Origin of the sequence: Lactobacillus sp. ESL0700, from assembly GCF_029392095.1 — a bacterium.
Lineage (GTDB): Bacteria > Bacillota > Bacilli > Lactobacillales > Lactobacillaceae > Lactobacillus.
This window is the reverse complement of record NZ_CP113930.1, coordinates 1,676,016-1,699,397: the sequence shown is the minus strand read 5'-3', so window position 1 is coordinate 1,699,397 and position 23,382 is coordinate 1,676,016. Positions and strand designations below refer to the sequence as shown.

At 41.7% G+C, this 23,382-nt stretch carries 24 protein-coding genes and 1 riboswitch; of the genes, 14 read left to right on the top strand and 10 right to left on the bottom strand.

Annotated elements, in window-relative coordinates; genetic code table 11:
• Nucleotides 1-12 precede the first annotated feature (12 nt).
• Genes dapB through lysA form a run of 5 tightly spaced genes read right to left on the bottom strand, consistent with a single transcriptional unit; the run spans nt 13 to nt 4,891 of the window.
• Complete coding sequence (gene dapB, locus OZX63_RS08150) at nt 13-780, bottom strand: 4-hydroxy-tetrahydrodipicolinate reductase (RefSeq protein WP_277143060.1); 768 nt, start codon at nt 778-780, stop codon at nt 13-15.
• The gene (gene dapA / locus OZX63_RS08145; RefSeq protein ID WP_277143058.1) at nt 773-1,699 is read right to left on the bottom strand and encodes a 4-hydroxy-tetrahydrodipicolinate synthase; all 927 of its coding nucleotides are present in this window, start codon (nt 1,697-1,699) and stop codon (nt 773-775) included. Before dapA ends, dapB begins: the two co-directional genes overlap by 8 nt.
• 17 nt (nt 1,700-1,716) lie before the next feature.
• Complete coding sequence (locus OZX63_RS08140; protein WP_277143056.1) at nt 1,717-2,871, bottom strand: N-acetyldiaminopimelate deacetylase; 1,155 nt, start codon at nt 2,869-2,871, stop codon at nt 1,717-1,719.
• A 4-nt stretch (nt 2,872-2,875) separates the two neighbouring features.
• Nucleotides 2,876-3,583: a 2,3,4,5-tetrahydropyridine-2,6-dicarboxylate N-acetyltransferase gene (dapD, locus tag OZX63_RS08135; protein WP_277143055.1), complete on the bottom strand. Its 708-nt coding sequence runs from the start codon at nt 3,581-3,583 to the stop codon at nt 2,876-2,878.
• An 18-nt stretch (nt 3,584-3,601) separates the two neighbouring features.
• Complete coding sequence (gene lysA, locus OZX63_RS08130) at nt 3,602-4,891, bottom strand: diaminopimelate decarboxylase (RefSeq protein ID WP_277143052.1); 1,290 nt, start codon at nt 4,889-4,891, stop codon at nt 3,602-3,604.
• A gap of 84 nt (nt 4,892-4,975) precedes the next feature.
• Nucleotides 4,976-5,152: riboswitch (Lysine riboswitch) on the bottom strand.
• A gap of 169 nt (nt 5,153-5,321) precedes the next feature.
• Here lysA and OZX63_RS08125 point away from each other — a divergent pair.
• From OZX63_RS08125 to lepA, 5 genes are all read left to right on the top strand, one after another.
• Nucleotides 5,322-6,689, top strand: a complete 1,368-nt coding sequence (locus OZX63_RS08125; RefSeq protein ID WP_277143050.1) for an aspartate kinase — start codon at nt 5,322-5,324, stop codon at nt 6,687-6,689.
• Nucleotides 6,689-7,675, top strand: a complete 987-nt coding sequence (gene dapF / locus OZX63_RS08120; RefSeq protein WP_277145114.1) for a diaminopimelate epimerase — start codon at nt 6,689-6,691, stop codon at nt 7,673-7,675. The genes OZX63_RS08125 and dapF overlap by 1 nt, the downstream gene beginning before the upstream one ends.
• A 549-nt stretch (nt 7,676-8,224) precedes the next feature.
• Nucleotides 8,225-9,769 carry an ABC-F family ATP-binding cassette domain-containing protein gene (locus OZX63_RS08115; RefSeq protein ID WP_277143049.1) on the top strand — a complete coding sequence of 515 codons (1,545 nt, stop codon included), beginning with the start codon at nt 8,225-8,227 and terminating at the stop codon, nt 9,767-9,769.
• 94 nt (nt 9,770-9,863) lie between these two features.
• Nucleotides 9,864-10,544: a TetR/AcrR family transcriptional regulator gene (locus tag OZX63_RS08110; protein ID WP_277143047.1), complete on the top strand. Its 681-nt coding sequence runs from the start codon at nt 9,864-9,866 to the stop codon at nt 10,542-10,544.
• The gene (lepA, locus tag OZX63_RS08105) at nt 10,522-12,309 is read left to right on the top strand and encodes a translation elongation factor 4 (RefSeq protein ID WP_277143045.1); all 1,788 of its coding nucleotides are present in this window, start codon (nt 10,522-10,524) and stop codon (nt 12,307-12,309) included. Before OZX63_RS08110 ends, lepA begins: the two co-directional genes overlap by 23 nt.
• Nucleotides 12,310-12,367: 58 nt before the next feature.
• Here lepA and OZX63_RS08100 read toward each other — a convergent pair whose 3' ends face one another.
• Complete coding sequence (locus OZX63_RS08100; RefSeq protein ID WP_277143043.1) at nt 12,368-12,790, bottom strand: MerR family transcriptional regulator; 423 nt, start codon at nt 12,788-12,790, stop codon at nt 12,368-12,370.
• Between the two features lie 97 nt (nt 12,791-12,887).
• Between OZX63_RS08100 and OZX63_RS08095 the strand changes: the two genes are divergently transcribed.
• From OZX63_RS08095 to OZX63_RS08085, 3 genes are read left to right on the top strand one after another with little or no spacing between them, the layout of a single operon-like run.
• Nucleotides 12,888-13,025 (top strand): hypothetical protein, encoded by a 138-nt coding sequence (locus OZX63_RS08095; RefSeq protein ID WP_277143040.1) that lies wholly within the window; start codon nt 12,888-12,890, stop codon nt 13,023-13,025.
• A gap of 18 nt (nt 13,026-13,043) precedes the next feature.
• The gene (locus OZX63_RS08090; protein WP_277143038.1) at nt 13,044-13,769 is read left to right on the top strand and encodes a carboxymuconolactone decarboxylase family protein; all 726 of its coding nucleotides are present in this window, start codon (nt 13,044-13,046) and stop codon (nt 13,767-13,769) included.
• 17 nt (nt 13,770-13,786) lie between these two features.
• On the top strand, nt 13,787-14,533 hold the full coding sequence (locus OZX63_RS08085) for an SDR family oxidoreductase (protein ID WP_277143035.1): 747 nt from the start codon (nt 13,787-13,789) through the stop codon (nt 14,531-14,533).
• Between the two features lie 239 nt (nt 14,534-14,772).
• Here the strand turns inward: OZX63_RS08085 and OZX63_RS08080 are convergent, their stop codons facing one another.
• Nucleotides 14,773-15,480, bottom strand: coding sequence for a C39 family peptidase (locus OZX63_RS08080; RefSeq protein WP_277143033.1), 708 nt, complete (start codon nt 15,478-15,480; stop codon nt 14,773-14,775).
• Nucleotides 15,481-15,568: 88 nt separating this feature from the next.
• Nucleotides 15,569-17,146: a multicopper oxidase domain-containing protein gene (locus OZX63_RS08075; protein ID WP_277143030.1), complete on the bottom strand. Its 1,578-nt coding sequence runs from the start codon at nt 17,144-17,146 to the stop codon at nt 15,569-15,571.
• A gap of 355 nt (nt 17,147-17,501) precedes the next feature.
• Here OZX63_RS08075 and OZX63_RS08070 point away from each other — a divergent pair, with 355 nt between their 5' ends.
• The 3 genes from OZX63_RS08070 to OZX63_RS08060 all read left to right on the top strand — a co-directional run bounded on the left by OZX63_RS08070 (nt 17,502) and on the right by OZX63_RS08060 (nt 19,149).
• Nucleotides 17,502-18,098 (top strand): hypothetical protein, encoded by a 597-nt coding sequence (locus OZX63_RS08070; protein ID WP_277143028.1) that lies wholly within the window; start codon nt 17,502-17,504, stop codon nt 18,096-18,098.
• 6 nt (nt 18,099-18,104) lie between these two features.
• Nucleotides 18,105-18,437 carry a hypothetical protein gene (locus tag OZX63_RS08065; RefSeq protein ID WP_277143026.1) on the top strand — a complete coding sequence of 111 codons (333 nt, stop codon included), beginning with the start codon at nt 18,105-18,107 and terminating at the stop codon, nt 18,435-18,437.
• Nucleotides 18,438-18,528: 91 nt separating this feature from the next.
• Nucleotides 18,529-19,149: an LVIS_2131 family protein gene (locus OZX63_RS08060; RefSeq protein ID WP_277143024.1), complete on the top strand. Its 621-nt coding sequence runs from the start codon at nt 18,529-18,531 to the stop codon at nt 19,147-19,149.
• 42 nt (nt 19,150-19,191) lie between these two features.
• Here the strand turns inward: OZX63_RS08060 and OZX63_RS08055 are convergent, their stop codons facing one another.
• Together OZX63_RS08055 and OZX63_RS08050 are read right to left on the bottom strand one after the other, a co-directional pair.
• Nucleotides 19,192-20,694 carry an O-antigen ligase family protein gene (locus OZX63_RS08055; RefSeq protein ID WP_277143022.1) on the bottom strand — a complete coding sequence of 501 codons (1,503 nt, stop codon included), beginning with the start codon at nt 20,692-20,694 and terminating at the stop codon, nt 19,192-19,194.
• 113 nt (nt 20,695-20,807) lie between these two features.
• Entirely contained in the window at nt 20,808-21,122 is a 315-nt protein-coding gene (locus OZX63_RS08050) for a DUF2187 domain-containing protein (RefSeq protein WP_277143020.1), read from the bottom strand.
• 90 nt (nt 21,123-21,212) lie between these two features.
• On the opposite strand from OZX63_RS08050, the gene OZX63_RS08045 reads away from it, so the two are divergent.
• The 3 genes from OZX63_RS08045 (at nt 21,213) to OZX63_RS08035 (ending at nt 23,340) form a co-directional block, all read left to right on the top strand.
• Nucleotides 21,213-21,752 (top strand): AAA family ATPase, encoded by a 540-nt coding sequence (locus OZX63_RS08045; protein WP_277143018.1) that lies wholly within the window; start codon nt 21,213-21,215, stop codon nt 21,750-21,752.
• 177 nt (nt 21,753-21,929) lie between these two features.
• Entirely contained in the window at nt 21,930-22,415 is a 486-nt protein-coding gene (locus tag OZX63_RS08040) for a C40 family peptidase (RefSeq protein WP_277145113.1), read from the top strand.
• Between the two features lie 211 nt (nt 22,416-22,626).
• Entirely contained in the window at nt 22,627-23,340 is a 714-nt protein-coding gene (locus tag OZX63_RS08035) for a C40 family peptidase (protein ID WP_277143016.1), read from the top strand.
• Nucleotides 23,341-23,382: the final 42 nt, after the last annotated feature.

Sequence of the window (23,382 nt, the reverse complement as noted above, 5' to 3'; positions counted from 1 at the left end):
CACTCCTTAGGTTTAAATTAAATTTTCAAGACCGACAATCAACTCGTCGAGCTGCATAACTTGCTTTAAAGCCAGTTCTACACCGGACATAAACGAGTTGCGGTCAAATGAGTCTTGCCTGATAGTTAAGGCTTCGCCGGCACCACCAAACAAAACTTGCTCGTGGGCGACATAACCGGGTAAACGCACCGCGTGAATTGGCACGCCGTAATAGTCACCGCCGCGCGCGGGATTGTCATCAAAGTTGGCAGCTACTTGGGAAGTGCGACTTTGCGCGATTTCCTGAGCAGTTTTAATTGCCGTACCCGATGGGGCATCTTTTTTATCAGCGTGGTGCATCTCGATGATTTCCGCATTAGGGAAATAAGCTGCCGCCATTTTGGCAAATTTCATTAATAAAACAGCTGAAAGGCCAAAGTTGGGTGCAATGATGCCGCCAACTTTGAGTTGTTTAGCCAAGTCTTGCAGTTCGGCAACTTGCTGATCGGTTAATCCCGAAGTTCCGATAACTGGTCGCATTTGGTGTTCAATTGCGAATTTCGTATTAGCATAAACGGCACTAGGAGTAGTGAAATCAAGCCAGATGTCAATTTGTCCAGTAATGTCTGTCAGGTTGGTAAACACCGCGGTATCTGGGTCTAAGTTGTAGTCATTTGGGTTTAGGCTATGCAAGTGTGGCGAAAGAACTGCTGCTAGCTTGTAGTTCGGCATTTTTTGCACTAACTTAACGGCTCTTTGACCCATTGCCCCGTTAAAACCGGCGATTAACACTCTAATCATGATTGACTCCTAACTGCAAATTGATTGGCTGACTTAAGTCACCATTTGCGATTCCAAGAGCATGAGCGAGTTGCCTTTGCTCATCATCATTTAAGTTAACGATGGGCAAGCGGCAACCGCCGGTATGAAATCCTTGGGCATTGAGCGCTGCTTTAACGCCAGATGGCGATGGAAACATGAATAGGGCTGCCATCTTAGGTGTTAACTTGCGTTGCCAAGCTCCAGCTTTGGAAATGTTACCAGCATCAAGTGCCGCGTACATTTGACTCATTTGGTCACCATAAAGGTGAGAAGCAACGGAAATTATCCCTTGAGCACCAACTGCTTTGGCTGCTAGACTTTGCGCGTCTTCGCCACTGAAAACGAGAAAATCATGGGGTGCATGTTCAACCAAGTATTCCAGATCTTCAACGGTTGTGCACTGCTTAACACCGATAATTTGGGGATTTTTAGCTAATTCCAAAATTGTCTCATTGCTCATCGTGACGCCGGTGCGGCCGGGGATGTTATAAATAATGATTGGCAAACTCGAATGTGCTGCAACTGCGGTAAAGTGGGCGATCATCCCGCGTTGGTTGGGCTTGTTGTAATAGGGAACCACCACGAGTTGAGCTGCCAGCCCCTCAATTTGACTGACTTGCTTGCTCAATTCAATTGTTGCTTGCGTGTTGTTCGACCCCGTGCCAGCGATGACCGGTACGCGACCAGCCGTAATTTCGACAAATTTTTGATAAAGTGCCAGCTTTTCTTCATTAGATAGGGTGGCGACTTCGCCAGTGGTGCCACCAACGACAAAGCCTTGACTACCATGAGCTATTAAGTGATTGACTAACTCCTCAAGGCCGTGATAATTGATTGTGCCATCATCGTTAAATGGCGTGACGATGGCTGTTAAAATCTCTGCGTTTTGTAATAACATTGTTAATCCTTTCGATATTAATTGTTCTTCATTCGTTTTTTTAAAAAGCCAATAATTGTTTCAACGCCCACTAAGATTGCTCCTTCGTCAGGGGTAAAGGTGGCGGAATGCAGTGAGCCGTGTTGACCAACACCTAACCAGAACATTGCGCCCGGAATTTGACTGGTCAAATAACCGAAATCTTCGCCGGTCATTGCAGGTTCGGTTTCGACAAAGTTAACTTGAGGTGATTGCTTAAGAAAAGTAATCAGATCCGCAGTTAGTTGTGGATCATTCACAACTGGGAAGTAGCCACCTTGATTGAAGTTAATCTTAATGTTGGCCCCATAACTTGTCGCCACGCCAGCAGCTACTTTGCGCAGGCGCTGCTTAATTAAAGTAATCATGTCCTGAGTTAACCCGCGAATTGTCCCTTCGATGTGCGCCGTGCCAGCAATGGCGTTGCGGACATTGCCCGCCGTCATTTTGCCTAAGGTGATAACGCCGGCTTTCAACGGGTCAATACTACGGGAAATAATTGTTTGCACCTGTGTGATGAACTGCGCAGCGGCAACAATCATGTCGTTAGCGTTTTGCGGGTAGGCGGCATGACCATCTTGCCCGGTAAAGTCGACGTCAACTTCGGTAGTTCCGGCAAATAATGTTCCCTGTCTAGTTCCAATTGTTCCTACGGGTAATTGCGGGGTGTCGTGGAGTGCATAAATTTCGTCTAAGGCGAATTGCCCGGTAAACAGGTGCTGGTCATACGCGATTTTAGCGCCGCTTTCACTTTCTTCGGCCGGTTGAAAGAAGAAAACCAAATTATCTTGTGGCTGATGATTAGCGAAATAGCTTAAAGCGCCAAGGGCAATGGTCATGTGTAAGTCGTGACCGCAAGCGTGCATGATGCCGGGATGTTGGGACTGATAAGGCAAGTCGTTTTGTTCAGTAACAGGCAGGCCGTCAATGTCTGCGCGGTAACCGATTGTTTTTTGGGCGTTTTTTCCTTTAACCAAAACCATGATTGCAGTTGGCAATTGCGGGAAAGTTTTAATTGTTAAAAACTGCTGCGGTAATTCACCAATTAATTGTAGTAATAATTTTTGGGTTGCCGTTTCTTTTAGCGCCAATTCGGGAATTTGGTGTAATTGACGTCTAATTTTAATTAAATTTTGTTCATTAAATTGGGTCATGCAGTCACAGCTTTCGCAAGCTAGTTTCCAGACCAGTTTTACTCTTAGTCTGGTCGTCAACTTGCTTAATTACTTTGGCTGGGATGCCGATAACGACGGTATTAGGAGCAACATCCTTGGTCACCACAGCCCCAGCACCAATTACGGCCCCAGTGCCAATTTGGATGCCTTCAAGTATCGTGGCCCCAGCGCCAACTAGAACATTGTCGCCAATTCTGACGGGCTCGGCCGATGCTGGTTCAATTACGCCAGCAACAACTGCGTTAGCGCCGACGTGGACATTTTGCCCAATAATTGCCCGACCGCCAATCACCGTTCCCATATCAATCATCGTGTTAGCTCCGATTTCTGCTCCGATATTAATCACCGCCCCCATCATAATTACGGCTTGCTTGCCGATTTTGACGTGGTCGCGAATAATCGCACCGGGTTCAATGCGGGCGTTAATCTTGGTGTAGTCGAGTAGCGGCACGGCGGAGTTACGAGCATCGTTTTCAAGGCGATAGTGAGCAATTTGCGCTTTATTTTTAGTTAAAAATGGTTCAATCTCGGCCCAGTCACCAAATAGAATGCCAATTTTGTCGTCTAAAAAGGCCTGAATGCTTTCGGGAACAGCTAGGTTAGTTAAATTTCCCTGGACGTAAACCTTAACCGGGGTCTTTTTGGGTGAATTGCTAATCAAATCAATAATTTCTTGTGCAGTTTGCTTCATTGTTTTTCCTCATGTTACTTAAAGATAATTTAGGTCTAGGCTGGTTAAATCCGCAATTGACTCGCGTTTGACGACGAGTTTGGCATGGCCGTTTTCCGCAAAGACAACGGCTGGACGACCTACACGATTGTAGTTAGAAGCCATCGAGTAGCCGTAAGCCCCTGTTGCAAGCACTGCCAAAATGTCGCCAGGTGCACTTTCAGGTAGCGGCTGATCTTTGACCAAAATGTCGCCGGACTCACAATAGCGCCCAGCGATTGTCACGGTTTCTGTTGGCGCTGCCTCTGGTCTAGCAGCTAAGACTGCCTGATATTCGGCTTGGTAAAGGGCGGGACGAATGTTGTCGCCCATGCCACCGTCAACGCTAAGATAAGTGCGAATACCGGGAATAGTTTTGCGCGCACCGATTGTATAGAGGCTGTAGCCAGCCTCACCAACAATCGAGCGCCCGGGCTCTAGCCAAACCTCGGGCAGAGCCAAGTTAGTTTGGGCGATTTCTTTTTTCAGCGTTTGGATCATGTCGTGAACAAACTCTTGCGGGGTTAATGGGTGGTCGGCGTTGGTGTATTTGATGCCAAAACCGCCGCCAAAATTTAAAACCTGTGGCTGATAATGGAATTTTTCCTGCCAAGTGGCTGCTAGCTGAACCATTCTTTGTACTAGAGCCGTAAAGCCCGCAACTGCCATGATTTGGGAGCCGATATGAGCGTGATAGCCGCGCAAGTTGAGTTTAGGATTTTGTAATACCTGTTTTAGCGCCTGTTCTGCCTGACCTGATTGAACGTCAAAGCCGAATTTGCTGTCGACCTGACCGGTTTGAATGTAGCGGTGAGTATGCGCCGAAATGCCGGGCGCAATGCGCAACATGATGTTAACCGGCTGCTTTTGCTGGGGCAGCAACTTGTTTAACAATTCTAATTCGTAAAAGTTATCAACGATGATTGTGCCAACATGATTGTCGAGGGCTAACTGCAGTTCCGCAAGGGACTTGTTGTTGCCGTGAAAGCTAACGTGTTCCATCGGGAATCCAGCCTGAACGGCAGTCATTAATTCGCCCGCTGAAACAACGTCCAAATGTCCGTTTTCTTGTGCGATAACTTGGTCAATTGCCCTGATGGCAAAGGCTTTGCTGGCATAACTGATGGCGTATTTGACGCCGGTTTTGTCAAAAGCCTTGTGAAATTGTCGTAATTGCTGCCTAATCATGCTGACATCGTAGACATAAAGTGGCGTACCGAAGTCCTTAGCGAGCTCAAGTGCATCGCAGTTGCCAATTGATAAGTGTCCTTGTGAGTTAACGTTAACCAAGTTGATTCCTCCCAAATTAGCTAACAAAAAAGGTTCTTTTGTTTGCGCTGAAACAAAAGAACCTGAATTAATATCTGGTATCAAATTGTCGGAAGCGCTCCGTAGATTTTCTACGACAGTCCATGATTTGTTCAATCATGGCCCAGCTATTAATTCTTGCTTAGGAATTAATGCTTCGGCAGTTTCCCCTTTCAATTAGCTTCATAGTTTTAGCAAAACTCAGCTAATTTACTAATGGTCACCGCGACCTCTTCGATTGCTTAAATATTATATTATTTTTAGAAACCTGTCAATAATTTTAATTAAAAAATCAAACCAGTTTATAATCCCAAAAATATTTTTCTTGCAGATTAAAAAATAAATGCTAGAATTGCAACTAATCTTTCAAAAATTTACCAGTAGTTTTTATAAAAAAGGATTAGACCAAAAAATGAAAGTAGTTAAGTTTGGCGGCAGTTCATTAGCAGATGGCCCACATTTTGAGAAAATTATTAAGATTATTACCGCGGATCCAGAGCGCAAAGTTATTGTGACTTCGGCGCCTGGTAAACGGGATGAAAATGATTATAAAATAACAGATTTACTAATAGAATACGCGCATAGAACGCTGGCTCATCAAGACTTGTCTGCTATTCAGGAACAAATTTGGCAACGTTATGCCGCAATTGGTAATCATTTTTCCGTACCAAGTGAAAAAATGACAAGGTTGAAGCAAATCTTATTGGACTTACCAAAAAAAGAATACCAAACTGATGATTATTTATTGGCAACTTTTAAAGCACATGGCGAGATTTTAAATGCACACTTATTAACGCTAATATTACAAAAATTAAACTTAAATGCACATTTCGCTGGTAGTGGAGAATTAGGAATTGAAGTGACAGATAATCCCCAGGCGGCCATGATTTTACCGGACACTTATGACAATTTAGCGCAATATCATTTGCCAGCTGGTTACCTAATTGTGCCGGGCTTTTATGGCTTAACCAAGCAAAAGCAAATTGCCACGTTTTCTCGTGGCGGCTCGGATATTACTGGTGCTGCTTTAGCCCGCGGTTTTCATGCGGATGTGTACGAAAACTTTACTGACGTTGACGCGATTTATGCGGCTAATCCGGCAATCGTTGCCCATCCAAGAGCAATTAGCAAAATGACTTATCGTGAAATGCGAGAACTGTCGTACGCAGGCTTTTCTGTTTTTCATGATGAAGCGATTTTGCCGGCAATTGCGGCTAACATTCCGATTAATGTTAAAAATACTAATCATCCTCGTCTTAAGGGAACGATGATTGTTCCGGCAAAGGACTTTCAACCAGCCAACGTAATCACAGGGGTGGCAACTGCAACGCACTTTTCGGCACTTTACTTGCACCGATATTTGTTAAATAAAGAGGTGGGGTTTACCCTGAAGTTGCTGCAAATTTTTTATAAATATCACATTTCATACGAGCATATGCCGTCAGGAATTGATGACCTGACCGTGATTTTTGATAACCGCCAGTTTACTGCCGGCGTTCGCGAAAAGATGTGTCAGGAGATTCGGACGGAATTGCAACCGGATAGCTTGGAGTGGATTGATGATTATGCCATTATCATGGTGGTTGGCGAGGGAATGCGAAATAAAGTTGGCGTGATGGCCAAAATTATTGAGCCACTCGCAGCCCAAAATATTGGTGTTCACATGATCAACCAAGGGGCATCGCGAATTTCAATTATGCTGGGAACTAAACGCAAGGATGCTCCGGCAGCTGTTAGACAAATTTACAACAATTTTTTCACACAGAAAGTAGCAGAATGATGATTAATATAGAAAAAGTTCATGGGTCACAAAACAGCTTCTTTTTGCTAGACCAAACAAAACTCGCGCAGCCACTAACAACGCCTGAATTAGAGCACCTGGCTGTTAAAATAACGGATGCCAAAGCAGGATTGCTTGGCGGCAGCGACGGTTTATTAGTTGTCGAACCGGCAACTAACCAGACAGCTGTCGCCCAAATGCGTATTTTTAACAAGGATGGATCACAAGCATTAATGTGTGGCAACGGTTTGCGCACGGTTGCCAGATATTTAGCTGGTAAACTGCACAAGCGTAAGTTTTTGGTGCAGACAGCTGCTGCGAATTTGCATGTGCAGCAATATCCCGACTTAGCCCCTAATGTGCCAGCATTTAGCGTTGAAATTGCGCCAGTGTCGTTTGCGGCCAGTGATGTTGGTTGGCATAATTTGTCCTTAACCAAAATTATTAACCAACCGATTCCGGCGCTGGCTGCTAAGCTGAAGTTCACGGCGCTGGCAGTTCCTAATCCGCACTTAATCAGTTTTGTCGATGATATTCATGCATCTCACGACACGCTGCAGCAGTTGGGCCAGCAATTAAATCAACCTAATTCGTATTTTCCAGATGGGGTGAACGTCAGCTTTGCCCAAATTTTGGCACCTAATCAATTATTTGTGGAGACTTATGAGCGCGGCGTTGGCTTTACCAATGCTTGTGGGACGGGAATGTCGGCGACCAGTTTAGCCGGTCACTTAACTTATCCGGAGCAGGTTGCGGCGGATGAACTGTTGACGGTTTATAATCCTGGGGGATTGGTACAGACGAAAATCCACTCTGACGCTAATAATTACTGGATCGAGCTAATTGGCAATGCGACCGTGACCCACCAGATATTTTTACCCGAAGAATGCTTGCATGAAGCGGAATTTGCGCATGATCAGATTAAGATTGCCGCAACTGGCGAGCAGGAAGCTTATTTAAAGTTTGTGTCTACTTTCAAAAAATAATCGTTAAGAAGCAGTGCTCTCTGTTTTAATAACTTGGGCATCAATAAAAAGGCCACTAGAATTTAAAGATTCCAGCGGCCTTTTTGAAATTAGTGAATTATTTATAAAAGAAAACATGCTAGGCTCGAAACCTAGCATGCTTCTGTAAGTGATTTAATGAATAGAGCATATTATCTTGCTCAATCCTGCTAGGTGTTTAATCTAGCAGGTGATAAACCTAGTAATATCAAGATGTTGACTACAACCACTTACATATTGAGTCATTTTATAAGATTGATAAATTATTAGATTTTAAAATAGTATAATTAGTATTTCTACTTCTCTTGATATAACTAATTAAAGCATAATTCATTGTGAAATTCAATACTAATTGTAAAAATATTAATTATTATGAAGTGGCATAATGATTAATGGGCAATCGCCGCGTAATTATTGCTATTTATTTTCAGATTGTTGGCAAAATTTGTGGCAGTCAGCTTCTTGTTTGAGCCAAAAGTGCGACTTTATTATATACTAGAGCGAGTTGTTTTAGTTCGAAAGGGATGGACGATGAGTTTACTAACGGTTAAAAATCTGGGCCAAAGTTTTGTTGATAAAACCTTGTACGAGAATGCGAATTTTGTCCTTAATAAAGAGGATCACATGGGGGTCACGGGACAAAATGGGGTTGGTAAATCAACCTTAATTAAGATTTTAACGGGAGAAATGCTGCCGGACGAAGGGCAGGTTAAGTGGCAGAACAAGGTTGATGTTGGCTACCTTGATCAGTATGCCAAATTAACACCGGGTGAGACTATCCGCGGCTTTCTGCGCACGGCATTTGCGCCGCTATATCAAAAAGAACAAGAATTAAATGAGCTTTATGCTAAATATGCCGAGAATGGCGCTGACGAATTACTTGAAAAGGCTGGTAAAATTCAGACTTATTTAGAAGAAAATAATTTTTATGGCATTGATACGGAAATCGAACGTGTTGCGTCGGGGCTGGGCTTGGCAGAATTAGGCTACGATCATGATGTGGCTCAACTTTCCGGTGGGCAACGTTCGAAAATTATTCTGGCGAAATTATTATTACAAAACCCTGATGTCTTGCTGCTGGATGAGCCGACTAACTATCTTGATGTATCGCATATTGACTGGCTAGTTGATTATCTGAATGACTTTGCAGGTGCGTTTATTGTTGTCAGCCACGATTACGACTTTTTAGGTCGAATTACCAACTGCATTATTGATGTTGATGTCGGCACAATCACGCGCTATACGGGAACTTTGAAGCAAGCAATGCGCCAAAAAGAAGCTAACCGTGAGACTTATCTTAAGGCTTATGCTAATCAGCAGCGCAAAATTGCCAAAACTGAAGCCTATATTCGCAAGAATAAGGCGGGAACACGTTCCAAGAGTGCCAAGTCACGTGAACGCCAGTTAGCTCACATGGATGTTCTGACACCACCAAAGTCTAATCGGCGTGCGCGGTTTGAATTTCCTTACGTTGCAACGGCTTCTAACTTATTGCTGCAGACGCAAGACTTGGTAATCGGTTATGACCACGCTCTTGTTAAAGAGGCATTTAACTTTTCAGTTGGCGGCAATGAAAAAGTGGCCATCACCGGTTTTAACGGAATCGGGAAGACTACCTTGCTTAAAACTCTGTTAGGGCAACTAAAGCCGATTTTTGGTGACTTCGAGTTGTCAACAACGGCAAAATTGGCCTATTTTAAGCAGGACTTGACTTGGCCAAATAATAATATGACGCCGCTGCAATATTTGCAGGAAGAATTTGAGCGGCAAAAGCCAAAGGAATTACGTGGTGCTTTAGCTCGCATGGGTGTGACGGCGCAGCAGGCAATGAGTCCACTTAAAAAATTGTCTGGTGGTGAACAAGAAAAGGTTAAGCTGGCGAAGATGCAGTTTGAACCAGCCAACTTATTGTTCCTAGATGAGCCAACCAACCACTTGGATCGCGATACCAAGGATGCATTGCGCAAAGCAATCGTTAATTTCCCTGGTGGCGTGATTATTGTTAGTCACGAGCGCGACTTTTTCCAAGGTGACTGGGTTGACAAGACAATTGATATTGAAACGATGAACCAGTAAGTAAAAGGATCAGTTAAGCTGATCTTTTTTAATTGGTTAAAATTGACCTTTGGTCAGTTTTGCGTAATAATACCTTTAAGTTAGAGGTGAAAAAATGCCAAATGTTCATACAGTCCAGCAAAAACGCGCCAAGCGCCAGCTAATCATGCAGGTGGCCATGCAGCTTTTTGCCGAGCAAAGTTATACCCAAATTACAATGAAACAAATTGCCGATGCAGCAGGAATGGCTAAGGGCACGGTTTTTAACTATTTTGCAACCAAGGAAGACCTGTTTATGAGTGTCTTGCTGGAAGACTATTGCGCCTTTTTTACTAAAATCATTGAGCAGGTTAACCAAAAACGTGAAGTAACCCAGTCGGACTTTATTAGCTTAATGATTAGTTCAACGCGAGAGTTAATTAATGGGCATGCGGAATTGGTTCGCTTAAATGCCATTCGCGGTCCGGTGCTAGAAGGTAAGGCAAATATGGCGGAGACGATTAAGCGGCGCAACCAGTTGTATGCGGTTAGTCAGGAGTTGGGCACGCTGCTGGCAACTAAAAGCAAGCAGCTATTAACGCAAGGGCAATTCAGTCACTTATTTATTATTCAAAGTGCAATTATCAGTGGCTTGATGAATATGTCCTCGCTTGCCAGCTTCAACCACCAACAAGTTGCTTTGACTTATCTCGATTTTACGATTGACTTAGTCGCGGAAGCTGAAGCTCAAATGCGCTATTATTTAACAGGATTTTTTGAGGAACGAAAACACAATGAAACAAGCACAAATTCGTAATTTTGCGATTATTGCCCACATTGATCACGGCAAGTCGACCTTGGCCGACCAAATTATGGCGTTAACCAAAACAGTTAGCGAGCGTGAACGCAGCGACCAGATGTTAGATGATATGGAAGTTGAGCAGGAGCACGGCGTGACTGTTAAGGCGCGGACTGTACGTAATTTTTATCAGGCGCAAGACGGGCAGGAATATGAATATAATCTGATTGACACCCCTGGCCATGTTGATTTCAATTATGAAGTTGCCAAAAGCTTGGCCGCAACTGAAGGGGCGCTGCTGTTAGTAGACGCAACCCAGGGGATTCAGGCGCAAACGATTGCCAACTATCGCATTGCTAAGAAAAACAATCTGGCCTTAATTCCGGTAATTAATAAGGTGGATATTGCTTCGGCTGACGTTGCCCGCACGCAGCAGCAATTACTGGAGTTAGATAAATCCTTTACGCCGGCGCAAACACTACTAATTTCTGCTAAAACTGGTCAGGGGGTTCCCGAATTACTTGAAGCCATTAGAACGCGGATTCCGGCACCTAGTGGTGATAGTAGTGCGCCGCTTAAAGCACTGGTATTTGATTCCATTTATGATGCTTACCAAGGAGTAATTATTAATGTACGGCTGGTTGACGGTCAATTAACAGCCGCATCTGATTTGCAATTGATGCAAGCTGATTTGTCGTTTCGACCTAAGGGTATCGGAGTATTAACTCCGAATATGCAGACGCAAAAGGACTTGCACGCAGGTGAGGTTGGCTATATTGTTACGGGTATTAAGGATCCGAAAAAAATTCGTGTTGGTGATACGGTTACAACTAAAATGACACCAACTAAAGCGGCCTTACCGGGATATGAACCAGCCAAACAGTTGGTTTTTGCCGGAATTTATCCGAAGAATAATGACTTTCCAGCATTAAAGCAGGCACTGAATAAATTGAGCTTGAACGATACGTCATTTTCATTTGTCGAAGAGCGTTCAGAAGCCTTAGGACAAGGCTTTCGTTGTGGCTTTTTGGGGACTTTTCATTTGGAAATTATTCGTGAGCGGCTGCAGGATGAGTATGGGATTGATGTTTTGACAACAGCGCCGAACGTGACGTACTTCGTTTACCTAAAAAATGGCCAAACGATGAAAATCAATAATCCAGCGCAATATCCTGCTTTTGGCTTGATTAATCACGTGACAGAACCATTTATTAAAGCTGAAATTATGACGCCCAATGATACTTTGAATGCCATTTTAAAATTGGTGGAGCAGCATAAGGGCACGCTGCTTGACTTAGATAATGATGAAGCACAAATTTTAGTGACCGTTAAGATGCCGCTGTCAGAAGTAGCCTACCATTTCTTTTCTGAGTTAAAGTCGGTATCGCATGGTTATGCCACACTTAACACAGAATTTCTGGATTATGAGGATGCCGACTTGGTTAAAATCGAGGTGGATATTAACTATGCGCCGGTTGATTCACTATCATTTGTTGTTCACCGCGGGGATGCACCGCAAATGTCACAAAAATTGGTCAAGGAATTAAAGTATACTGTCCCGCGCCGGCTTTATCCGACGCCAGTGCAAGCAATCGTTGAAGGTAAGGCAATTGCCCGCGTTGATGTGCCGCCACTGCGTAAAAACGCGGCGGTTGACGGCAACCAACGTAGTGTTTCCAAAAAAGCAGCGCTATTAAGACGACAAAGTTTAAATAAACGCCGCGCAGCCCAAGGAGAAGTTAAATTACCACAAGAAGTATTTAACGTCATTTTGGAATTATAGTTAAAGTTGTTAGCGTAAAATATCAAAAACACATACAGAAATAGCGGGCTCATGCCCGCTATTTTTTGTGGTTTAATCGTTTTAAATAATTGCTAAAATTTTCAGAGTCAGCAATTTTGCCATTGGTTTTACCTTCGTACCAGGCAATCTTATCATTGAGAATTTGTAAATGGTGTTGCTGCTGCTTGATTTGCTCTAAAAACTTTGCCCTAGTCTGCTTTAACAGCTGCAATCTTTGCGGAATCGTCTGTTCACCTTGCGCGCGCCAAGCAACATACTTTTTGAGATCAGAGATGCTCATTCCCGTATTTTTTAAGTGCAAGAGAAATCGCATCCAGTTAACGTCGTCATCAGTATAGTAACGTTGTTGGTTAATCAAGCGGTGGGGCTTAATCAGCCCTTCATCTTCGTAATACCGTAGTGTTGACGGTGCCAAGGAGAACATAGCACTGAAATCCTTAATTGTGTATTTCTTAGTCATTAATTATCACCTTTTTTCAAAAAATATCTTAACACGCTCTTGACTTAAAGTTAACTTGAAGGAATAGACTTAATAAAGTTATTAAGGTGGTGGTTAAATGACAAATAAAAATCATTATTTTTATAAGCAAACTGGCGAGATAATCGGTGATTTACAAAAGATTGGCCATATTGATCAGGGCGTAGAATTCTTGCAAGATTTAGGCGATATTAACCTAACTTTTATAAAAGAATAAGAAAGAGGACTTATATTTATGAAAAAACAAACAGCAGGTAGAAAAAATTTAGGCGATTTTGCACCGCAATTTGCCGCATTAAACGATGATGTTTTATTCGGACAGGTTTGGTCAAAAGAACAGGAGTTGTCAGCACGCGATCGCTCGTTGATTACGATTGCCGCGTTAATGGCGATGGGGAATACAGAGCAGATTGGCGCTCACTTAAACATTGGTAAAAATAATGGCATTACTAAAGAAGAAATAGTAGCCGAAATTACTCACTTGGCTTTCTATGTCGGTTGGCCGAAAGCATGGTCGACCTTTAATCGAGCTAAAGAAATTTGGTCAAGTCAAGAAGATCAAGTTGAGCAGCCAGGAGTTTTTGCAACAGGGGCCAAAAATAGTGCTTATGACCAATATTTTGTCGGGCAAAGTTACAACAATTCGTTAGTTAAGCCAGAAGAAAATGGCAGCAGCGTTCCCGTTAATAACGTTACATTTGAGCCTGGGTGCTATAACAATTGGCATATTCACCATGATGGCAGCCAAGTTTTGCTAGCCACAGGTGGTCGCGGTTGGTATCAAGAGTGGGGCAAGGAGCCACAAGAATTAACTCCAGGATCTGTAGTTGTGGTGCATGATGGCGTTAAACACTGGCATGGTGCAGCCAAGGATAGTTGGTTTAGTCATCTTGCAATTACAACTGGCGAGGCCGAATGGCTAGAGCCGGTAGATCCTAAAGAATATGCCAAGTTACCTTAACGATAAGGAAGAGAAAAATGGCAATTAAAAATAAAGTAGTTATTATTACAGGTGCCTCGTCTGGTATTGGAGAGGCTACAGCAAAGTTGTTAGCGCAAAAAGGTGCCAAAGTGGTACTCGCAGCCAGAAGAGAAGCAAAATTGCAGGCACTAACTGCAGAAATTTCAGCAGCTGGTGGCAGGGCAAGTTATCAGGTAACAGATGTTACCAGCGAAAATGACAATCAAAAGTTGGTTCAGTTGGCTTTGGCAAAATATGGCCAAGTTGACGTAATGTTTCTTAATGCAGGCTTGATGCCCAGTTCACGACTGTCAGCATTAAAAACCACTGAGTGGAATAAAATGATCGATGTTAATTTGAAAGGCGTATTAAATGGCTTAGCTGCAGTTTTGCCCCAGTTTAACAAACAAAAGTCTGGGCAAATTATTGCAACGTCATCTGTTGCAGGAGTGAAACCCTATCTTAATGCTGGGGTTTATGGTGCGACTAAATATGCGGTGCGGGACTTAATGTCGGTATTGCGCATGGAATCTGCAACTGACAGGGCCAATATTCGCACAACAACGATTTATCCAGCAGCAATTCAGACAGAGTTGTTGAATACAATTTCTGATGAGCAAGCGGCGAAAGCATTACACCAGACATACAATAACTATCAAATTAGTCCTGAAAGAATTGCGAATATCGTAGCTTTTGCAATTGATCAGCCTGAGGATACTAATATAGGTGATATTACTGTTGGTGCAACGACACAGCCGTGGTAAGGTAAATACCTGTAAGAAAGTTGCACTTGATTGAGAAACATGTATAATAAATACTACGAGCCGACAAAAAACGCGAGATGCGTAATTTTGTTACAAGGACACCCGTCTTAACTGACAGGCACGGGAAGTGCTGGCGTTTGGCCTACCTGATGTGAACAGAAGTAGCCAACCATTTTTGTGAAAAATGGCCTTGACTAAAAAGAGCAAGTTCTTAATTGAACCTGCTCTTTTTTTGTTTATTATTTGATGTATAAAGCCTGTTTTCCCTGCTGGTTATAGCTTCGCTCTAAGTTAGCCCACGGAATTTGTTCATTTTTATGTCCGAATGGATCATTGACATAAACAATTCGCGCTTTTTTATTAAAGCCAGTGATAACACATGCGTGGGAAGAAGGGGTAACGTGAACGTTTCCTTGAGCCGTCCGCCAAGTCTGCATGTCACTAACATGATTGAAGTTAGTCGTTGTAATAATCATGACAGGGTGGCCAGTTGAGACTAACTTCATTGTTTGAATAAAGTCATGTCCAGTGAAGTTTTGAATGCGATTAGTATATTTTCGCGCTACCTGTTCAAGCGGCTCATTATAAACACACCAGCCGGCATTGGCTTGACTCATGTAGCCGACAAATCCCTTGTGAGGGTTACCGCGATATTGACCATTATCAGTAAACGAAGCAACGTGGGCAATGTTTTGCGATAGATCCAGCTTGGTAACTTTTACGCCGTAATAGTTTAAAAGCATACTTAAAGAAGTAACCTCACAACCATTAGGCAGGTCAGGGTACTGATTTTCAAGTGGCACATCGAGTTTTTGCTCAGACTTTAAGGTTAACCAGTCATATTGATTACGCAAACTTTTAGAATTGAAGGCAAAAATAATAACTCCAAGAAGTAGGAGCATCGCTATTAAAGCCCAAATTTTTTTAAATGATTTTGTATTCTTCATAGTTGCTATTTAATCATAAAAAGCTATATATAACCAAAAAAAGCGCTCAATTTAATGAGTGCTTTTTTGTTATTAATTGAAAAATGAATTAGTGATGACTTGCACCTGAAAATGCATCCATGGTGTGGTCTTCGCCTTTAACATCCATACCTTCAACGTCCATACCTGGGCAGTAAACTTCGTCCATTGGGATTCCGCGTTCTTCAGCGAAAGCCTTAGTCAGAGTTTCCATGTCCATCAAGTGGTACTTCTTGTCTGGGTCTTTAGGATCAACGATTTGAATTTGAGCCATCATACCAGCATCTTCGTGTTCAATGATGTGGCAGTGGTACATGAAGACACCAGTGTTTTGGAAGTAAACCTTAATCCGAACAGTTTCTTGAGGAGCAACTTCAACAGTGTCCTTGTAAACGCCTTGTTCGTTTGGATATGGGTCATGACCGTCACGTGATACAACTAAGAAGTGAGCACCGTGAACGTGGAATGGGTGAAGCATACCGTTCTTCTTGTCGTTAGTGTTGGTTACATCCCAGTATTCAGCACTCATCAAGGTTTGCTTCATGTCAATTCTGTTCATAGCGAATTGCTTACCGTTGATTTCGTTGTGGTTGTCCATTGTGACCTTGCGGATTTCCTTGTTTGGATTTACAACTGGGTCATATGGTTTGAACAATGTGTCAGGAATTACACTGTTGTCTTCTTCATACTTGTGAATTCTGAATTCAACTAATTTGAAGTCATCAGTGTAAAGGTTAACAACGTCGCCTTCCTTGTAGTCCTTGAAATCAACAACTACTTGTTGACGTTCACCTGGCCCGATTAAAATCTTGGTCATCTTAACTGGATGCTCCAAGAATGAATCGTCACCAGCGATTTGAGTCATAACCAAATCATCAGTGAAGTGTAATCTCCATTCACGACGGTTAGAACCACCTAAGAAGATCAAACGTACTTTTTGAGTAGTAACATCAACGTAAGGTTTGATAGTAGCGTTGATAACTGGAGTATCACCAAAGATACCCATTGCGTTGTAGTCTGCCTTGTAGTCGAATTGGTTGTCTTCGTGGAAGATCCGGTCTTGTAAGATGATTGGGAATTCATCTTTACCGTAACTCTTAGGAATTGGCAATTTAGCTTCGTTAGCGTCAGTAACAACAACACCCATAGCTAAGCCCATCCATACTTGAGCAGCAGTTGATGGACATGGGTGAGCATGTAACCAAGTAAGAGCAGCTGGTTGGTTAACAACGAAGTCAATGTGCTTTTCTTCGCCTGGGTATACAGGTGAGTGACAAGCACCATCGTTACCTGGTCCTGAAACTTCCATACCATGCCAGTGATAAGTAGTCAATTCTGGCAAGCTGTTCTTCAAAGTTACGTGGACATGTTGTCCCTTGGTTAAGACCATTGTCTTACCAAGAACTGGGAAGTTGTAGCCCCAAGTATGGGTCTTCTTGCCTGGTAAAAATTGAAAGTCGCCTTCTTGGGATTCAATGGTGTACCAAACATCGTTGTTTTCAACCTTATCTGGTTCCAATACTGGCGGAACAATTAACGGAGAAGCTTCAACGCCTTCAGGAATATGGAGTTCTTTGTAACCCATTTCGTGATTCTTGTCAAAGTCCTCTGAATTATAGAAATAATCTGTGTAAACTTTATCTGACATATTCGTCTACCTTTCAGTTAAAAAATTTTAGTAAAAAAATTTCATTACGCCTTAAATTTACTCTTGATGAAAACGCTTGTAAAGTGGTTAAAATCATGATTTTATGCAAATATTATAAAATAAACTCGTTTTCAGAAAAAAACGTGGCAAATGTTATTTAATTAGAAACTAAAATGCGTTAAAAGTAGTGGCATTTTTGCCCGAAAATGCTTGTCCTATTTGCTTACAGAGTTACTTACTAAAGATTAACGTTTTTTAAAAATAAAAATAAATAAATTGTTTTTACAGCCGATTTTGAGTATCGTATAGAAGAATGATGAATTAGGTTATAAATCGAAAAAAAGGAATTTTTAGTTTGAAGATTAATTTAAAAAATTTAACTGAAAAAATTGAGCAAGAAGATTATTTACAGGATTTGGCGAGCATCAAGTATGCCGATTTAAGTAAGTCAAAGGCCAAAATAAAAGAGACTGCTACCAAAATGGTGCAAGAGACGGCGATGGCTATTAAGAAGGGTTCGTTAAGTCACATCGCACTGGAAGTAACGGGCCAGCGGCCAGTGACTTTTGCCTTGGAATCCAATATTATTAACTTGCCTTACAGTAACTATAAAAAGATTGCTAACTTTTTTGAAGAAGGCAAAGATTATCCCGTTAATATTTACTTTGAGACCACGTCCGACTATTTGAATGCATCAAAATTTCGCATTGACCAGCTAGCAACTGAGGCCGAATTACAAGATGAAGATGCAGTTATTGCAAAATTAACGGCGGCAATCGCTGAAAAGATTAAGCAGGTGCGGGAGTATGAGAAGCCAGCCCCAGTAACCAAAAAGGCCGTAGCAAAAAAGGCTGCTGCAAAGAAGACAACGACTAAAAAGGCCGCAAAGAAAACTACTAAGGCAAAGAAGACAACTGCCAAATCAAGCAGTGCTAAAAGTAAAAAAGAGTAATGACTAGTGAAAGTTGAATATGAGCGTTCGGGGTGCAAGCAATTTTTCAAAAAGCACAAGAACGAAGTTAAGATAATTAAAGATTGCATTGCTTCGGCATTGACCGTTCAGGTTGAAACAGGGATGTCGAAGGTTAAACGGGCAGCCAGTGAACGCGTCAATGGTGCCTGCGTTTATGAATGCCGGGTAAATTTGAAGAAGACGGGTTCGGCACGTGTCGCGTTTATTGTTGAAGATGAGAGCCAAATTACCGTGATGTATATTTCATCTACTTTGCAAAAAGATGCCTTTACGCACTTACTTGAACGCAATTTAAAGGAAAATCATTATTCAGCTTAAAGATTGGCAATTTTGCCAGTCTTTTTTTGGTAGATAACTATTCAAAATGAACTTTTTACAATATAATGGAAGCAATCACAGGAGGACTTTTATGTTTAGCTGGAATCTACTTGGCATCTTGTTATGGGTAGTTATTATCCTTTATTTTGTATTTGTGGTTCAGAATATTCGCAAGCGGCGGATTACGATGATTATTAAGAAGCATCGCCGCTTTAGTTGGCCCAATTTTTTGCTGGATATTTTAGAAGTTGTTGTTTTGTTAGTTGGACTTGGTGCGATGTTTACCAAGACCATACTCGATAATCCTGACTTAGAGGATACTAGCGAGATTTCTTCACATATTGTTTATCAGCCGCTGGTAATGGATACAGGGACGGGCAACTCGAGCTATGTGACGATTAATTCTAAAAAGAAAAAAATGGGTACGCAAACTTACACATTCTATCGTTCAGGTAAGCGGGTTAAGGTATCCAGTGACTTTGCGACGGTAGCTTACGGGAAGAACCCGCTGGATTTGAATGCTGAGCGGGTACCTTATAAGGTTGAGCAATTAAAGCAAATGGATAAAAAGTACCAGAAGGCTTACGTTGCGATTTATACCGCGACTTATAAGAAAATTTGGCAGAATGGCATTGGGATGCACGCGGGACACAACGCGATGACCTACTATTTGATTAGAATTCCAGATGCATCGTTTATTAAGCAAAAATAAAAATGGCGACTTCAAAATTGGAGTCACCATTTTTTAATATAATTAATTATGCTTGACCTGTCTGAGCAAGTTGCCGTCAATGAAGGCAAGTAGGAAGCTAGCGGTCAAGAAGTCTAGGACATTGCCGGATGAAAAGGCGGCAAGTAAAACAAAGAGGCTGGCCAGAATAAGAGAACTGACAAGATAGGTTCGTGCTGCGCGGCATTTAAGCCATTGATAAATGCCGTACGCCAGAACGGCTAGGTAAGGACCAACAAATAGCAGCATTCCCAGCCACCCGAGAGCATATATTTGTGCCGAAAAGTCCCGCTCTAAGTTAAAGATATTGTTTTCTCGAGTATATGAAATACCGAAAAATTTGTCTAACCGATTGTTATTGGTTTTAACAACCTGATTGAGCATTGCCTGTTCAATATGGCGGTTTTGCATCCGCGTTTGACCAGGTTCGTTCATGATTTTTAGCCAAAATTCGGGGTCGTATTGGTAAGGGTAACTCTTGAAGACAAACTTGGGATTAAGAGCATAAGCTTGATAGTTTTCTTTAATAAAGCTGCGTAAAAAGTCGTCCCGCTTTTTGCCTTGGGGATATTTGGCTAGTCCCGCTTTGAGTTCGCGTGTTTCAGCTGTTAAGTCATGGTCGGATTGCTTGGCGAGGTAGATTTCGTAATTGTAGCGTTGAATAGCGGGGCCAAACGGTAAAATCACTAACGACCCAAGCTCAATTAAGATGGCGACTAGGATGGCCCAGCCACCTTTTTTAACATCCTTAATAATGTATTTATGGAAGGCAAACAGCAGACAACTAATGATAATGCCGCCAATTAAACCAATTGCGGCCACCTTAGTCCCAATTTCAATCATGGCCAGTGCCTGCACGACATTGAGGGTAATCGTCAGCCAATTAAATTCTGTAAATAAGTAGTACATCATTAGCGGCAGCAGCATAAACAGAACGGCAGAAATCATATTGGTGAAATTGAAAAAGCCCTTGGAAGCCATGTGTGAATAGCCAATATTAGGATTGAAGAACCACATAAAGATGTTGGCACTAATTGTCCCTGTTTCGTAAGACTTAAGCGAAACAACAAACAGGTTGGATAACACAATTGTTCCTGAAAAAAGTCCGGAAACACCCTCAATCACCAGCCGTAATTGCTTTTGCCCAAAATCAAGTTCATCGGTTAAGAACAGGACGATCAGTGGCAGCGCCATGCGAATTAAGTAGAAGGCCTCACTGATTGTTGAGTAGCCGTATCCCGTGGGGTTAATGCTGGTAAAAATACGCACGTGGACAAGATGCAATGCCGAATAAATGACTAGCAGTGCCAAGTAGGCCACTAGCCACTTACGCTGGCCAAGTTTGCGCCACGATTCTCGCTGACTTAAAAAGAGGCCGAGCAAAACGCCAACAGCTAAAATTCGAATAATTGTTGGCAAGGTGAAGGGCAAAATATTGGCAAGCTTGCCGTGATAAAACCAATATAAGTCCAAAAATGGTTGACTGAGAATGAACCAAAACAAAACGGTTCTTGCTTTTTCTTTCAATGTAATTCTCCATTGTTCAAATAAATTATTTTGTTAGCCTAATTTTAGGCAAAAAAGGTGTAAAAAAAAAGAGCAGTGAGTTAAGATCACTGCTTTTTAAGCAAAAAATATTTTTATTTTGTTTTTTCGTCGTCTTCTTGGTCATCTAGCTCGGCCTTAGCGATTTTTTCAATCTTGACATCGCTGTCAGCTAAAGATTGAATTTCCTTAACCTTACGCTTTGGGGCTGCTTTTAAGTTCTTAAAGCTGACAACAAGCTTGTTGTTTAAGTCGCTAATGGCAGTTTTATCAGCTTCATCGAAGTCAATAATTTTTAACATAGCAGAATTTTCGTAGATTTTTTCAACTTTGCCGATAAATGGCTTAGTGAGCTCTTCCTCTGATTTTGCGCTGACAATGTCACCTAATTTTACGTCTGCTTTTTTCAAAATGCGTCTTCCTCTCTCTCCCATGTTTCATTATAATAGAAAGATATTATTATAAAAGTCAATTGTTTTCAAGTAAAGGGAGTCTAGATTTTGCGAAAATTAATATTAATTGCTGGTCCCAGTGGTGCAGGTAAGACAACAATTTCGGAATATTTAACCACGAAATTCAATATTCCACGAGTAGTGACGCACACGACAAGACCAATGCGGGCAGGAGAACAGCAGCATCAGGCTTATCATTTTGAAGATGATGCATCCTTTAGTAAATTACACTTTTTTGAGCATGTTAAATATGGCTCATATCAATATGGCTCAAGTAGGGAGGCTCTGGATGCTGCTTGGCAAAAGAGTGACGTGGTGTCGTTAATTGTTGATATTCAAGGAGCGGCATCATATCTTGAACAATTAAAAGATCAAGTTTATTTCTTGTATGTGACGACTAGTACGAAGCAGCAATTGGAAACAAGGCTGCTTGAGCGCGGGGACGATCCAATTAAGATTCAAGAACGAATGAGCGGGGATGAATTAAACCAGCTGCCAGATGAGTTGACGAGTGATGCCCATATTTTAGTCAACAATGATTGGTCGCTGACTAAGAAGCTGCTAAAGACGATAATTACAGGTCTTTAATGCGGCTAACTTTTTCTTTTTAATGGTTAAAAACAAGCTATAATTGAATTCTCATGATTTTGTAGCTTGTTTGACATAAACGTGTAACATTTGATGAGTAAGATATAACTTGTAGGTTGGAAGCGATGGTGAAACTTTCAGAAGAAAAAGATTATTAAGTTGGAAGAAGCGAAAGTTTTGGGACATAAACATAGTTTAATCAAATTAATTACGGTTATATCATTATTCTTTGTTGGCAGTAGTACTGCCGTTTCTGCAGTTGCTAGCACAAGTGAAGTTGTTAGCGCCAGTGCAGTCACTAAAAAGCGCAACGCTGTTGTTAAACTTGCTAAAAAGCAGGTTGGCAAGAGTTACGTTTATGGTGCAACTGGTCCTTACTCCTTTGATTGCTCCGGCTTAGTTCAATACGTTTTCCTCAAGGCTGGTAAAGTAACTTTGCCAAGAACAACCTATTCACAAGTTACATTGGGCAAGAATGTTTCCTTAAACAAACTCAAGAAGGGCGATTTGCTTTTCTGGGGTTCACCTTCTGCACCATATCACGTGGGGATTTGCGTTGGCAATAATAAATTTGTCCATGCTGCAACTCCTGATCAAGGTGTTATCGAACAAACAATTAGTACCTACTTCTATCCATCAGCAGCTAAACGAGTTCTTAATTAAGTTAAAGCTGTAACATCTTTTTAACATAACAATTAAATTTAACTGAGCTTTTTCGGAAAATTATTTTATGAAAGGGCTTTTTACATACTAGTATCTGTTTTGTAACATTTATGTAATATAACACGAGTAAAATTTACAATGTAATGATAGAAGTATAACAATAATGGTTGGTCTTTCTTCAACCATTTAGTGTAAATGGGAGAATTTGATTTTGAAAATTAAGAGTAATATAGCTAAATTCACTACAGCTGCAGCTCTTGCTATTACTGGCATTGCGGCTGTCAATGCTGTTAATGCAAATTCGATGACATCAAATGTTGCAGCTGCGACTAATAAAGTCACGGTTAATTATGTTCCGGGATATGGAATTAATATCTGGAATAGTTACGAAAATCCAACTTTCACTGGTCAAAGAGTTCAACATGGCACTGTTGTTAATGTAATTGACAGTGAAACAGATGCCAAAGGAAATGTTTGGTATGAAATTGGTCCTGATCAATGGATTCAAGCGCAATACACGGTCAAAGGCAGTGTAGCTGCTAAGCACGTGGCAACTTCAACTAAGCAAGCTAAGAAAGTTGTTAAATTAGCTAAGGCAGAAGTTGGTAAGGCTTATGTTTGGGGCGGCACTAGTCCAAGCGGCTTTGATTGTTCTGGCTTAGTTCAGTATGTTTATAACCAAGCTATTGGCAAGGATTTAACGCGCACAACTTATACTCAAGTTAAGCAAGGTAAGGAAGTTTCAATGCAAGATTTGAAGCCTGGCGACTTGCTTTTCTGGGGTTCAGCTGATTCACCATACCATGTAGGAATTTACATCGGTAACAATCAGTTCATTCATGCGGCAACACCAGAGCAGGGTGTTATTAAGGCAACTCTTAGTTCATACTTCTATCCATCAGTTGCTAAACGGGTTCTTAATTAAAAGCTAAAATAAAATGAGGCATTTAGAAAAATCTTTCTAGGT